This window comes from Streptomyces sp. NRRL B-1140 (assembly GCF_001280065.1).
GTDB lineage: Bacteria > Actinomycetota > Actinomycetes > Streptomycetales > Streptomycetaceae > Streptomyces.
Genome location: NZ_LGEA01000001.1, coordinates 431997 through 444525 on the forward strand (window position 1 = coordinate 431997; position 12529 = coordinate 444525).

Below are 12529 nucleotides of genomic sequence, written 5' to 3' on the forward strand. Positions count from 1 at the left end.
CGAGGTCGCGGCACAGACGGACGAAGCGGATCCCCGGCTGGCAAGCGGGCTGCCGAACGCCCTGCGCACGCCTTTTCCGCCGCGCGCCCCGCGTCAAGGCCGTGGGAGTCGGCTGCGCCGCCCGACGATCGGTGCGCGACGCTCGCCACGTTTCAGCACCGGACGGAGCGCGTTCACCGGTGAGCGTGTGAGCGCCCGGCCGCGACCACCACCGGGTCGGTCAGGGCGAGCCGCTTCCCCCCGTCGGCGACCCGCAGCAGGACCCCCTGCGGCAGCGGCGCCAGGTTCCGCACGCTGGTCGGCCACTGGGCCCCTTGCCGGTGAAGCTCGGCTGGTACGGCCCACCGGTACCGCGGTCCATGCGGTGGGCGACCCGCAGCCGGCCCCCTGGGCACGGGCGGAAGACGCCTTCCAGCACCTACCCCTTGTCTGTGGGTCGCTCGCCCAGGATGAGCGGCGCCGAGGTGTCGGCGAAGAACGGCGGGGCGACCACGCTCAGCCCGCCGTCCACCGCCAAGGTCTGGCCCGTGATGTACTCGGCCCCCGGCGAGAGGAGGAAGGCGATGGTGTCGGCCACCTCCTGGACCGAGCCGGGCCGTCCCTTCGGGATGCGTTCGAGCACCGTGGCCATGTCCGCCATCCCCGGCACCCCGTAGAAGAACTCCAGGGAGTCGGAGTCGATCAGGCCACCGTTGACGGCGTTCACATTGATGCCGTACGGGGCGAACTCAACGGCCATGTAACGGACCCAGGACTCAATGGCGGCCTTCATCGAACCGAGGGCGGCGTACGTCGGGTAGGCGCGGATGCTGCCGTAGCTCGACAGGGCCACGATCCGCCCGCCTTCGTCCATCAGCCGGACCGCCTGCTGCGCACCCAGCACGAAGGACCGCAGGTTCATGGCGTGAGTACGGTCCAGATGGTGCGGCTCCAGGTCGAGGATTTTCTTGAAGACGCCGGCCGCGGCATTGGAGACGAAGTAGTCGAGCCGCCCGAACTCCTTCTTCACCGTGGCGAAGAGACTCTCCACGCCCTCGACCGTCTCGACGTCGGCCTGTACCGCCAGGCCCCGGCCACCCGCCTCCTCCAGTTCGGCCACTGTCTTCTCGGCGAGGTCGGCGTTCTTCTTGTAGTTCACCACCACTGTGGCGCCGTCCCGGCCGAGGGTGAGCGCGAGCGCCCGCCCGATGCCTCGAGAGGCGCCGGTGATCAGCGCCACATGGTCCTGGGACTTCTTCTCCCGCGCGTTCATCGGTCTGCCTCCGTACGGTTCAGGAGCTCGCGGAAGACAACGGCCTTCTGGATCTCGTTGGTGCCTTCCTCGAAGCGCTGAGCTCGGGCGTCCCGGTAGACCCGCTCGATCGGGCTGGACTTCCAGTAACCGGAACCGCCGTGCACCTGCAGGGCCTTGTCGGTGACCCGCCCGAGCATGTCGACCGCCGTCAACTTGGCCATCGACGAGAGCATCGCGGCGTCGTCTGCCCCGGCCTCCCAGCGGCGAGCCGCGTGCAGGGTGAGCTGCTTCGCCGCCTCGATGTCCGCCTCGTTCTCTGCCAGCATGAACTGGAGCGCCTGCCGTGAGGTCAGCGGCCGGCCGAAGGTCACCCGGTTCCGGGCGTACTCCAGCGCCAGCTCCTGGGCGCGGCGGGCCAGCCCCACGCAGCTCATCGCCACCGAGATTCGTGAAGGTGTCAGGAATCCGCCCAACGCGACGGCCAGGCCGTCCCCTTCAGCACCGAGCCTGTTCGCCACCGGGACCGGCGTCCGGTCGAAGGTCAGGCGGGCGTGGTCCGTGCCGGTGACCCCCATGGTCTGTGAGGTGTCCTCGACGGTCACCCCAGCCGCGTCCCGCGGCACCATGAGGGCGACGGTGCCCTCGTGTCCGGTGCTGCCGGCCAGCCTCGCGGCCAGCAGCCAGTAGTCGCACCGCACGCCGAAGGTGATGAGGTGCTTGGTGCCGGTCAGGTAGTACGTGTCGCCTTCCCGGACGACGCTGGAACGGATGTCGGCGCCGGATCCGGCGTTCGGCTCGGTCAGCGTGAAGGCGACCTTGAGCCGGCCGGCGACGGAAGGCAGAACGAACCGCTCGCGCTGTTCAGGGGTGGCGAACTGGTCCATGGCCCGCCAGGTCCCGTTGACCACGTGCACCACCATGCGCAGGGAGCCATGGCAGCGGGAGAACAGTTCCATCACGTCCATCCACTGCGGGAAAGACAGGCCACGCCCGCCGTACTCGCAGGGAGCGGCAAGCGACAGGTAGCCGCGCTCACGCAGCTCGGTCCAGAGTTCCTCGGGGACCGTACCCGTGCTCTCGATCCGGTGGGCCCACTCCTCGGCGGGTCCTGCAACGTATGTGGCGACTTCGGCCCTCAGTTGCTCGAACTCGGCCGGTGCGATGCCCGGCTCCGCCGGTGCGACGTCGGTGATGCTCATGCCTTCTGCTCCTCGAGTGGTGCCGGGCAGAGGGCCTCGGCCCGCTGCCTGAGAACGAACTTCTGGACCTTGCCGGCCGGATTGCGAGGCAGCCGGTCGACCAGCTCGAGACGTTCCGGCCAGTAGTGCTTGGAGACCTGGTGGTAGTCCAGGTACTTGCGCATCGCCTCCAGGTCGAGGTCTGCGCCGTCGACGAGCGCCGCGAAAGCGCAGGCGCGTTCGCCGAGCCGCTCGTCCGGTGTGCCGACGACCGCGACCTCGTCCACCGACGGATGCTGATGCAGCAGTTCCTCGATCTCAGCGACGGGGACCTTCTCCCCACCACGGTTGATCACGTCCTTGACCCGGCCGGTGATTCGGACGTAGCCGCCGGAATCGATGACGGCGAGGTCCCCGGTGCGGTACCAGCCGTCGCTCGTCCAGGCTTCGGCCGTCAGGTCGGGACGGTCCAGGTAGCCCACGAAACAGGTCGGGGATCGGACCTCGAAGTTGCCCTCACGCCCGACCGGCAGCGTCCCTCCCGCGTCGTCGGTCACCCTGAGCCCCACCCCGGGCATGGCACGGCCGTCGGTGCCCCACACCTTCTCGGGTGGATCGTTCGGCGCGGAGAGCGATCCCAAACAGGTCTCCGTGGTGCCGAAGGCGCCACAGACCGTGGTGCCGAGGACGGTGGTGGCCCGCTCGGCCAGGCTCCGCGGCAGGGCTGCTCCGGCCACGACGATCGTCCGCAGCGTCTCCGGGGCCCGGCCCCCCGCCTCGACCTCTTTGAGCAGGTCGGCCAGGAACGGCGTCGCCGCCTGGACGAAGGTGGCTCCGTGTTTGACGACCGCCTGCAGGGCGGTGCCCGGGTTCCAGTGCGCCTGGACCAACTGGGGCACCCCAAGGGTGACAGCCAGCCACATCCCGTAGAGGAAACCCGTCTGGTGTGCCAGCGGCGACGGAATGAAGACCACGTCGCGGTCGTCCAGTCCGAGCCGTTCGGCCTGCAGCCGGACGGCGTGACCGAGGGTGTCGTGCCGATGCAGGACACCCTTCGGCTCACCAGTGGTCCCTGAGGTGAAGAGCAACTGCGCCAGGGCGTCGGGAGCCGGCTGCCGTGCGGCGAGCGCCCCGGTGTCGACGGGCGTGGCGGCTGTCGCGGCGCCCCAGTCGGACCAGGTCAGTCCCGCGTCGTCGGCGGGGAGTTCCACCACTCCCCCGTCGGCCGAAACCACGGCCACATGACGGACCTGGGCCCGGCCTACCGGGTCCTCGGCGAACCAGGACGCGGTTTCCCCCCGGTGGTCCCGGTTCCTGAACCTGTCCGCGATCAGCAGGACGCGCGCACCGGAGCGGCGCAGCGCGAAGGCCATCTCCCGCTGCCGGAGGATGGGCATGAGCGGGCAGCAGACGGCGCCGATTCGCAGGGTGGCGAGCGAGATTTCCACGAACTCGTGCCAGTTGGGAAGCTGATACGCGACCGCTTCGCCGGGCTGCACGCCGAGGGCCAGCAGGGTTGCGGCCGCGCGATCGACCCGCTCATCGAGCTCTCGCCAGGTTATCTCGGCGTCGTACCCGTCCCGCACATCCACCAGGGCGGTGCCGTCCGGTCGGTGCTCGGCCCAGTGGCGCAGCTGCTCGGGAAGCGAGGCGGGCGGAGTGGCAGCAGGGCCCGGCTCGACGGACAGCCGCAGCCCCAGGCCGGTCAGGTCTTCCAGGAATCCCGGGTACGAGATCTGGTAGGCGTTCGGGTAGGTGAGGGTGGTGACACCGTGTGCCTTCGTGCCGGCCAGGGCGAGCGACATCAGGATCCGGTGGTCGTTGTACGAGGAGACGCGCGCGCCTCTGAAGGCGATGACCCCACGCACGCGCAGCCGGTCACCCTCGACAGTGAGGTCCGCGCCCATGGCGTTCAGCTGGAGCATCGCGGCGACCCGGTCGGACTCCTTCAACCGAACGTGCCCGATGTGCTCGAAGACCGTCTCCCCGTCGGCCAGGCCGGCCAGGGTGCAGAGCACCGGGAGCATGTCCGGGACTTCCCGGCAGTCCACGGTCGTGCCGCGCAGCCGGATGCCGTCGTGGCGGATGCGGACACCGTCGGCCTCTCCCTCGACCGTCATCGGCACCCCCATGCGCCGGACGACGTCGAGGAAACCGATCTCCGGGTGGTCGGCCGGGTCGCCGTCGAGCCGTGTGATCCCGCGCAGCAGTACGTCGGAGGGGTGGATGGCGGCGGCCGCGATCCCGAACGCGGCGGAGCCGAGGTCCGGCGGAAGCGTCAAGTCGGTCGGCCGGGCGCTCTGTCCGGGAGCGATGTCGAACCGCCGCCAGTCGTCGGACACGGTCACCTGGAGACCGAAGCGGCGCATCATGGCCACCGTCAGCTCCACGTACGGGCGCTCGTTCAGCTCGCCGGACACCTCCACGACGGTGGGGCCGGAGGCGAAGGGGGCGAGCAGGAGCAGCCCCGAGATCCACTGCGACAGCGTGCCGGGTATCACCACCCGGCCTCCGGTGGGCCGGCCCGGGGTCAGATGGACGGGCGGGCAGCCGTCGGCCGAGTCCAGTTCGACCCCCAGCCGGCGCAGCGCGTCGAGCAGCGGTCCGACCGGCCTGCGGCGGAAGTACTTCTGTCCGGTCACGGTGACCGGGGACTCCGCCAGTGAGGCGAGGCCGAGCATGAGGTACAGCGTGGTGCCGGAGCTGCCGGCCGAGACGGTCTGCCGACGCGGCCGGTAGCGGCCGCCCTGCACCACGTACGTGTCGCCCTCGACGCTGATCCGGGTACCGAGGTCGCGCAGCAGGCGGACGGTGTACTGCACGTGGCGGGCGTCCGAGACGCCCTTGATCCGGCTGGTGCCTTCGGCGAGCGAGGCGAGGATCAGCGCGCGGTGCACGTGGTACTTGGAGGTGGGGACCAGCAGCTCGCCGCGCAGCGGCTTTCTGGTCGGCCTGACCATGAGATGCATGAACTGCCTTTCCGGCTCTCTGAGTCGGGACGGAGGGTGGCCGGTCAGGCCGGAGTCTCACCGTGCTCGAGGTAGGCGACGGTCTCTCCGACGGTGGTGAGACGGTCGAAGACGGCGTTGGGCACATCGGTGCCGAGGCGGCGCTGGATCAGGACGAACAGCGAGACGATGGCCAGCGAGTCCATGCCCAGGTCGTCGATGAACGAGCTCTCCAGCGTGACGTCCTCGGCCGGAACACCGGCGACCTCGTCGAGGATTTCCTTGAGGACCTGCAGGGTGTCGCTCTGAACAACGGTCATGATCAGTTCTCCTTGGTCGGATGGGCCGGCGCGGTGGTGGCCTGTACGGGCGGTCCGGTGGGCGCCGGTGGCAGTCGGACGACCTGACCGCCCCAGACGAGGCCGGTGCCGAAGGAAAGCAGCAGGGCGAGCCCGCCCGGCCTGGCTTTGCCCGAGGCGAGCAGCTCCTGGATGGCGAGCGGAATCGACACCGCGGAGGTGTTGCCGTGGATCTCGACGCTGCGGGCCACCGCCACGTGGTCGGGGATCCCGAGCTCTTTGACCAGTTCATCGATGATCCGCATGTTGGCCTGGTGCGGGATGAAGGAGTCGAGGTCCCGGACGGTCACACCGGCCTGCTCCAACGTCTGGGCGGCGATGGGGCCGAGCTGATACGCGGCCCACCGGAACACCTCCCGGCCGTCCATGGTGATCACTGGCCACTCGGGGGCGGGCGCGTCGCGCAGCGCCGCCCAGGAGTGGCTCTGCCGGATGGTCTCCTTGTGCGAGCCGTCGGAACCCCAGACCACCGGGCCCACACCCGGCTGGTCGCAGGGGCCGACCACGGCGGCGCCTGCTCCGTCACCGAAGAGGAATGCGGTGCCGCTGTCCTCCTGGTCGAGCAGTTCGGAGAGCCGCTCCACGGCGATCACCAGTACGTACCGGGCGCTCCCCGCGGCCACCATGTCGGACGCCAGCGACAGCCCGTAGCAGAAGCCGGCGCATCCGGCCGAGATGTCGAATGCGCCCGGTGCGGCGGCGCCGATCCGGTGCGCGACACCGGCCGCAAGTGAGGGGAACTGGTGCAGGTGGGAGACGGTGGACACGATCACGCAACCAACCTCGGAGGCGGCGATCCCGGCGTGTTCCAAGGCCCGCTCGGCGGCCGTGGCGGCCATGAACTCCACCGTCTCCGTCGGCTCGGCCCAGTAGCGGAACCGGATCCCGGAGCGGCTGCGAATCCACTCGTCCGAAGTCTCGATCCGCTCGCAGATCATCTCGTTGGTGACCTGCCGCGACGGCAGGTAGGTGCCGATGCCGAGCAGACCCGTCAGGGCTCCCCGGAACGCCGAACCGTGTTCTGACAGTCGGGTGTTCACGCGGTCGCCACCCCCTCGAAGTCCGCAGGCCCACACCAGCGGACCAGCGCCGCGCCGATACTCAGGCCCGAACCGAACGCGGCGAGCACCACCTGGTCACCCGGGGAGAGCCGGCCGAGGTCATCCGCCTCCCGCAGTACCAACGGAACGCTGGCACCCGAAGTGTTGCCGTACTTCTGGACGTTGGTGACCGTGCGGTCGTCCGGTACGCCAAGGGCGGCCATGATGCCGCGGACGATGTAGAGGTTGGCCTGGTGCAGGGCGAACAGGCCGACGTCCGACACGTCCTGTCCTGCCCGCGCGAGCAGCTCCTGAATGATCTTGGGCACTTCACCGACCGCGAAGTCGTGCACGGCCTTGCCCGAGAGCGTGGCGAAGTTGTCGCCGAAGGCACTGGTCAGCCGGCGGCCGTCGCGCAGCGTCCGCTTCTCGCGCGCCACCCAGACCGCCTCGTAGCGGGACGGGTCGCTGTGCAGCAGCGTGGGGCCCACCCCTCGGTCGGGACGGCAGCGCTCCAGCAGGTAGCAGGCCGCGCCGTCGCCGAAGATCACTGCCGGGCCTGGGTCCTTCCAGTCCATGGTCCGGGTGTTGACGTCGGCGAGCACTACGGCGACCCGGCGGTACTCCCCGGAGGCGAGGTACTTGGCGCCGACGTCCAGCGCGAACACTCCTCCAGGGCAGGCTCCGCTGTTGATGTCGAAGCCGGTGGCTCCGTGCGCGCCGACCTTCTCGATCACCCGCATCGCCGTGGGCGGTGCCATGTTGTCCGGTGTGTAGGTTCCGCAGATGACGAGATCCACCTCGGACGGGCTGACGCCCGCCCGGGCGCACGCGTCCTTGAACGCGGCGGCCCCGAGGTCCGAGGTCCACTCGTCCTCGGCGGCCATCCGGCGGGTCTCCACGCCGATGTTTTCCCTGATCCAGTCGTCCCGGGTGAGGAGGATTTCCTCCAGGTCGGTATTGCTGACCACCTTTTCGGGGAGATATCCGCCGACCGCCCGAATTCCCACGCCCCAGGACCGCGCCAGCGGTGTTCCGGATATGTCCATTCAAGGTTTCCTGTTCGATTCCATGAGCCGGTTCAGATGATTCGGCGTGCGCAGCACGTGTTCACGCCCCGCCCCCGGCCGCTGGGGGATGGAGCACCAGGGCCGCCGCCTGACCCCCGGCATCGGTGGTGAGCACCAGTGCGGGAGCGGGACGCAGCTTCTGCGTCCGAGCAGCGACGCCGATCGTTGGCAAGCACGGATCCCATCGGGTGAACCCGCCGGTCGGCGGCGCCAGGCCGGCCTCCAGAGCGCGCGCCGTCAGCACGAGCTGCACCAGGCCGCTGGCGCCCGCACAGTCGCCGAGCACCCCGAAGGGGCTGAAGACGGGAACGGACGGGCCCATCAGCTCGTGCAGGGCGCGCGCTTCCGGACCGTCGACGCCTGGGCCGCCCGTGGCCGAGGAGCAGACGAGGCCGATGTCGTCGGCGTCGAGCCCAGCCTCTCGTAGCGCCGCGAGCGCGGCACGCATCGCCGTGTCCTGCCCGGAGTCGCCTCTGACCGTGCTCCAGCCCGACACCTCGGCAAGCACCCGCGCACCGCGGTCGCGCACCCTGCGGAGGCTTTCGAGCACCAGCACGACTACGGCCTCGCCCGGCACGGCGTCGCCGCGCTCCGCGGAGAAAGGCCCCGGCCCCGGCCGGTCCACCCGGACGGCTGTGGGGTCCAGAGTTTCGACAGCGGCGACGAGAACGACCTCCGCCGCGCCCGTAAGCACCTGATCGGCACCCACGGCCAACGCGTGGCTGCCCGAGCAGCGTCCTGCGGTGACCGTCACAATGCTGCCCTCCGCCCGTGCGGAGACCGAGAGTTCGGAGGCCACGGCGTTGAGACTCGCTTGGGGGCCGGATGACGGACTCACGAGTGCCGGGCCGTAGGTCACGCCGTCGTGCAGCACCCGCAGATAGTCGTCGAGGCCGGCGGTGGTGGTCCCGAGGACGACGCCCACGTCGGCCGGCATCGGCGCACCGCCGACGTCGAAGCCGGCATCCCGCCAGGCGAGCGCCCCTACCCGGGAGACGAGCAGGGATTCCCGGCTCAGCGCGCGGAGCCGTTTTCTCTCGAACGCCGGTACCTCCGGCAGATCGGAGGAAAGAACCGCGGCGAAGCCGGCCCCGCGGAAGGGGCCGTCGCCGTAGGTCGTGGTGGTGACGGCCGTGCTGCCGCCGAGCAGAGCCTCCCACGTCGCGTCCAGTCCGGCACCCAGCGAGCCGGCGACAGCCATTCCGGTGATGGCCACGGAACGGGTCATCGAGCCCTCCTGGTACCGAGTCGGGTGAAGACGGTGCACCCTGTGTTGCCACCGAATCCGAAGGCGTTGTTGACGGCCACGTCGACGCGCGCCTCACGGGCCTCGACGGACACGAGGTCCATTGCGCACTCCGGGTCCACGTCGGCCAGGTTGGCCGTCGGCGGGATCACCCCGTCACGGATCGCCAGTACGCAGCCGACCGCCTCGATGGCGCTCGCTGCGCCCTGGGCGTGCCCGAGCGCCCCTTTCAGAGACGAGACCGCTGGGGTACGGGCACCGAAGACATCCCGGATCGCGCGGGCTTCGACCCGGTCGTTGGACGGAGTGCCCGTGCCGTGCGCGCTGATGTAGTCGACCTGGTCGACCGGGACGCCGGCCTGCGCCAGAGCCCGCTCCATCGAGCGCCGCGCACCGCGCCCCTCGGGGTGTGGCGCAGTCATGTGGTAGGCGTCGGAGGCACTGGACCAGCCGGCGAGCTCCGCGTAGATGCGTGCACCGCGGCGGCGGGCGTGTTCGTACGACTCCAGCACCAGCGCGGCCGAGCCCTCGGCTACGAGCAATCCCGCACGGTTGCGGTCGAACGGCCGGGCCACGTCCGGCGCGAGCGATCGCAGGCTGGTGAACAGCATGAGGAGCGCGGACGACATCTCGTCCACACCGCCGGCGATCACGAGATCGGCACGGTTGGCCCTGATGGTGTCGGCGGCGTACGCCAGCGCGCTGTTCCCGGAGGCACAGGCGCTGCTGACCACCGAGCTCGGACCCGTGAAGCCCAGTTCCCGGGATACGGCGTCGGCGAGGTCCACCAACGGGGGGGCCGAGTCCAGTCCGCCCGTGCCGGACGGCGGCACACCGCGGTGGAACCGCATGACGCCCGCCTCCACCGCCGCGCGATTGCCGAGCAGGGTACCCATGCAGACGCCGGCGCGGGCCGGGTCCGAGGCCCACGGCCGCACACCTGCATCGGCGGCCGCTGCCAGGCTCGCGGCGACGGCCAGCTGTGTGCTGCGCGGAAGGGCCGATCGCGCGTCGCCGAACCCCTCGACCTCACCCCCCATCCGGTGGGGAAAGCCGGTGACGTCGCACAGCGTGATGGGTCCGGTGCCGACCGTCCCCTTCACCGCCGCCTGCCAAAACTCCCCGGCCGTGGTGCCGATCGGCGTGAGGGCGCCGACCCCTGTCACTACGACCGCTGCGGACTGCCCGTGTGCAACCAATTTCTGTGGTTCCCCTCGTGTGGTGGCCCTCGTCCTCCTAGACCAGCCCTTCGCCGCCGTCCACGCTGATGACGTTTCCGGTGAGCCACGACGAGTCGCTCGCCGACAGCAGCACGACGGCTTCGGCGATGTCCTCCGGGACGGTGGCCCGGCCGTGCGGATTGGCCTGCGTGGCCCGCTGGATCAGGTCGTCGCAACCGGGGATGCGCTCCAGCGCGGGCGTCTGGGTGACGCCCGCCCGTAGCGCGTTGACCGCGATGCCGGAAGGGGCGAGTTCGACCGCCAGCTGCCGCACATGCGAGACGAGTGCGGACTTGGCCGCCGACACGGCTCCGTAGTGCGAGATGACCCGGTTGTCACCGTGGCTGGTCAGGGTGAAGACCTTGGCGCCCCGTTGCAGCAGCCCCGCGGTGTGGAGGTCCCTGACCCAGTAGACGAGGCTGTGCGCCATCACGTCGCTGGTCATGTCCATCTGGCGGGCGGTGATGACGCTCGGCTCGCCGTTGCTCGGGATGAACGGCAGGAGGCTACCGAAGGCAAGGGAGTGAAGCACTACCCGCACACCGGCGCCGCCGGTGACCTCCGTCAGCTTCTCCACCAGCTCCGCCCGCGTCGTCCTGCTGGCGGCGTTGGCGTTGTGGAAGGAGACCTCGGCCCCCAACTCACGTAGCTCATCAGTGAGTTCGTCGATCGCTTCCAGCCGGGCCGCGGAGTCGAAGTGCACGCCGAAGATGTTCGCGCCCTCTTGCGCCATCGCCAGCGCGGTGGCCCGACCCATCCCGCTCGACGCGCCGAGAATCAGACACCAAGTGCCCTTGGTCGAAGTCAACATGTGTACCTCTCACTGTGTGCCGGGCGAATGCCCTCGGGCCGGCCGCCTTCCGCGGCGCCTTGCCGGCCGTCTCCCCCTGCGGAAGGGAATGTCTCGCGGATCAGGTCGTCCACGGCGTCGGCGAACCTCTGCGGCTGCTCCTCCATCGGCAGGTGGCCGCAGTCCTGGAAGACGCGCAACCGTGCGTGGGGCAGTGCCGCGGCGAGCCCGCGTGCGTCGTCCAGTGGCGCGAACGGATCCCCGTCACCGGCCACGACGAGCACCGGCAGATCGAGGGCTTCCGTGTCCAGGAAGGGACTGCGCAGGTAGGTGTCGAAGAAGCGCAGAAAGCCGTACGCTCCCACACGGTCACGGACACGCAGCGCCATGTCGCGACGTATGTCGTCGTCGAGGGGGCGCCGGGAGCCGACGCGCAGGCATTCGTCGAGGAAGCCGTGGTACGAGTTCAGGTAGTGGGTCGCGGTGTGCCAGGCGAAGTCCTCCGGACTGCGTCGGTGGAACGGTGCGACGACCACGACTGCTGCGGGACGCACCACGCGGTCCATGGCGGCCACGAACTCCAGGGCGAGCCCGGTGGAGAAGGAGTGTGCGATCAGCACGTCCACCCCACCAGGCACCGCGTCCAGTGCCTGTCCGATCCACGCGGCCGGATCGCCGCGGTGACTCCAGGTCTCCTTGCCGGCGGCTCCCCAGGGCATGAGCGCCGCCCAGAACTCGACTTCGGGCGCTGCGATCCGCGCGCAGTCGCGCCATACGGTGTCGGTCCCGGCCAGCCCGTGCAGCGCCAGAACGCGAACGGGCTCGCCTGCCGACGCCTGCCGTGTCCTGCGAACGAGGACCTCGTCCGCGTACGGCCCGGCATTGCGGCGGATCCAGGAACCCTCCCCGTGCTGGGTACCCATCAGGCCGCCACTGCGGAGCACAGAGGCGCGCGGAGTACGAGCGGCGCCGCAGCCACGGCCTGCTCCAACCGGCGCGTGGGGCGCAGGGACTCCACACCGGTGACGATCCAGCTCATGCGGCGCTCCGGGCGGATTCTCGGAAGTGCGGGGATAGAAAAAGTCCGCAGCCCCTTCCGCTGATTTCTGTCTCTTTTCCCCGGAGTCTCATGCCGTCCAGACACTGTCGTCCTGCCCCTCCATTTTTCCTGGTTCACAGATTCATTGGGCTTCCGTCTCGCGGCGACTCCAGACGACCCCGCAGCCACTTATCCGCAATGCCTTGAAAGAAAATTATCACGCCGCACTAAAAGCTGTGATAAGCCTTCCTATGACTCACGCTTTTGCGACCGGCCGTGCAGCGCTTTGAGCGCCTTCCACGGCCGGGACGAGCCGCCTACCAGGCATGGCGTCGTCCGCCACGGCCTGCGTCGGAGCCTTGCCGCAGCGGCCTTTGAAGCCCGGACGACGGCAAGGCGGGAAGG

General features: G+C 69.9%; 10 protein-coding genes. All 10 read right to left on the reverse strand.

Annotated features, from left to right (window positions below; translation table 11 throughout):
* Positions 1-418 precede the first annotated feature (418 nt).
* Positions 419-1252: an SDR family oxidoreductase gene (locus tag ADK65_RS01820; RefSeq protein ID WP_053667969.1), complete on the reverse strand. Its 834-nt coding sequence runs from the start codon at positions 1250-1252 to the stop codon at positions 419-421.
* Positions 1249-2433, reverse strand: coding sequence for an acyl-CoA dehydrogenase family protein (locus ADK65_RS01825; RefSeq protein WP_053667970.1), 1185 nt, complete (start codon positions 2431-2433; stop codon positions 1249-1251). The genes ADK65_RS01820 and ADK65_RS01825 overlap by 4 nt, the downstream gene beginning before the upstream one ends.
* Positions 2430-5381, reverse strand: a complete 2952-nt coding sequence (aroA, locus tag ADK65_RS01830; RefSeq protein ID WP_053667971.1) for a 3-phosphoshikimate 1-carboxyvinyltransferase — start codon at positions 5379-5381, stop codon at positions 2430-2432. Before aroA ends, ADK65_RS01825 begins: the two co-directional genes overlap by 4 nt.
* A gap of 44 nt (positions 5382-5425) precedes the next feature.
* Positions 5426-5680 (reverse strand): acyl carrier protein, encoded by a 255-nt coding sequence (locus ADK65_RS01835; RefSeq protein WP_053667972.1) that lies wholly within the window; start codon positions 5678-5680, stop codon positions 5426-5428.
* A 2-nt stretch (positions 5681-5682) separates the two neighbouring features.
* Positions 5683-6759 (reverse strand): beta-ketoacyl-ACP synthase III, encoded by a 1077-nt coding sequence (locus ADK65_RS01840; protein ID WP_234352768.1) that lies wholly within the window; start codon positions 6757-6759, stop codon positions 5683-5685.
* A complete protein-coding gene (locus ADK65_RS01845; RefSeq protein WP_053667973.1) occupies positions 6756-7808 on the reverse strand; it encodes a 3-oxoacyl-ACP synthase III family protein in 1053 nt (350 codons plus the stop codon). The genes ADK65_RS01840 and ADK65_RS01845 overlap by 4 nt, the downstream gene beginning before the upstream one ends.
* Positions 7809-7869: 61 nt before the next feature.
* Positions 7870-9057 (reverse strand): beta-ketoacyl synthase N-terminal-like domain-containing protein, encoded by a 1188-nt coding sequence (locus ADK65_RS01850; protein ID WP_053667974.1) that lies wholly within the window; start codon positions 9055-9057, stop codon positions 7870-7872.
* Positions 9054-10274, reverse strand: a complete 1221-nt coding sequence (locus ADK65_RS01855; RefSeq protein ID WP_063787979.1) for a beta-ketoacyl-[acyl-carrier-protein] synthase family protein — start codon at positions 10272-10274, stop codon at positions 9054-9056. The genes ADK65_RS01850 and ADK65_RS01855 overlap by 4 nt, the downstream gene beginning before the upstream one ends.
* A gap of 37 nt (positions 10275-10311) precedes the next feature.
* Positions 10312-11106 (reverse strand): SDR family oxidoreductase, encoded by a 795-nt coding sequence (locus ADK65_RS01860; protein ID WP_053667976.1) that lies wholly within the window; start codon positions 11104-11106, stop codon positions 10312-10314.
* The gene (locus ADK65_RS01865) at positions 11100-12008 is read right to left on the reverse strand and encodes an alpha/beta fold hydrolase (protein WP_053667977.1); all 909 of its coding nucleotides are present in this window, start codon (positions 12006-12008) and stop codon (positions 11100-11102) included. The genes ADK65_RS01860 and ADK65_RS01865 overlap by 7 nt, the downstream gene beginning before the upstream one ends.
* Positions 12009-12529 lie beyond the last annotated feature (521 nt).

What these genes read in the sequence shown, in the direction of transcription:
- ADK65_RS01820 (WP_053667969.1), bottom strand. Translation starts at nt 1,252, where the DNA reads ATGAACGCGCGGGAGAAGAAGTCCCAGGACCATGTGGCGCTGATCACC.
- ADK65_RS01825 (WP_053667970.1), bottom strand. Translation starts at nt 2,433, where the DNA reads ATGAGCATCACCGACGTCGCACCGGCGGAGCCGGGCATCGCACCGGCC.
- aroA (WP_053667971.1), bottom strand. Translation starts at nt 5,381, where the DNA reads ATGCATCTCATGGTCAGGCCGACCAGAAAGCCGCTGCGCGGCGAGCTG.
- ADK65_RS01835 (WP_053667972.1), bottom strand. Translation starts at nt 5,680, where the DNA reads ATGACCGTTGTTCAGAGCGACACCCTGCAGGTCCTCAAGGAAATCCTC.
- ADK65_RS01845 (WP_053667973.1), bottom strand. Translation starts at nt 7,808, where the DNA reads ATGGACATATCCGGAACACCGCTGGCGCGGTCCTGGGGCGTGGGAATT.
- ADK65_RS01850 (WP_053667974.1), bottom strand. Translation starts at nt 9,057, where the DNA reads ATGACCCGTTCCGTGGCCATCACCGGAATGGCTGTCGCCGGCTCGCTG.
- ADK65_RS01860 (WP_053667976.1), bottom strand. Translation starts at nt 11,106, where the DNA reads ATGTTGACTTCGACCAAGGGCACTTGGTGTCTGATTCTCGGCGCGTCG.
- ADK65_RS01865 (WP_053667977.1), bottom strand. Translation starts at nt 12,008, where the DNA reads ATGGGTACCCAGCACGGGGAGGGTTCCTGGATCCGCCGCAATGCCGGG.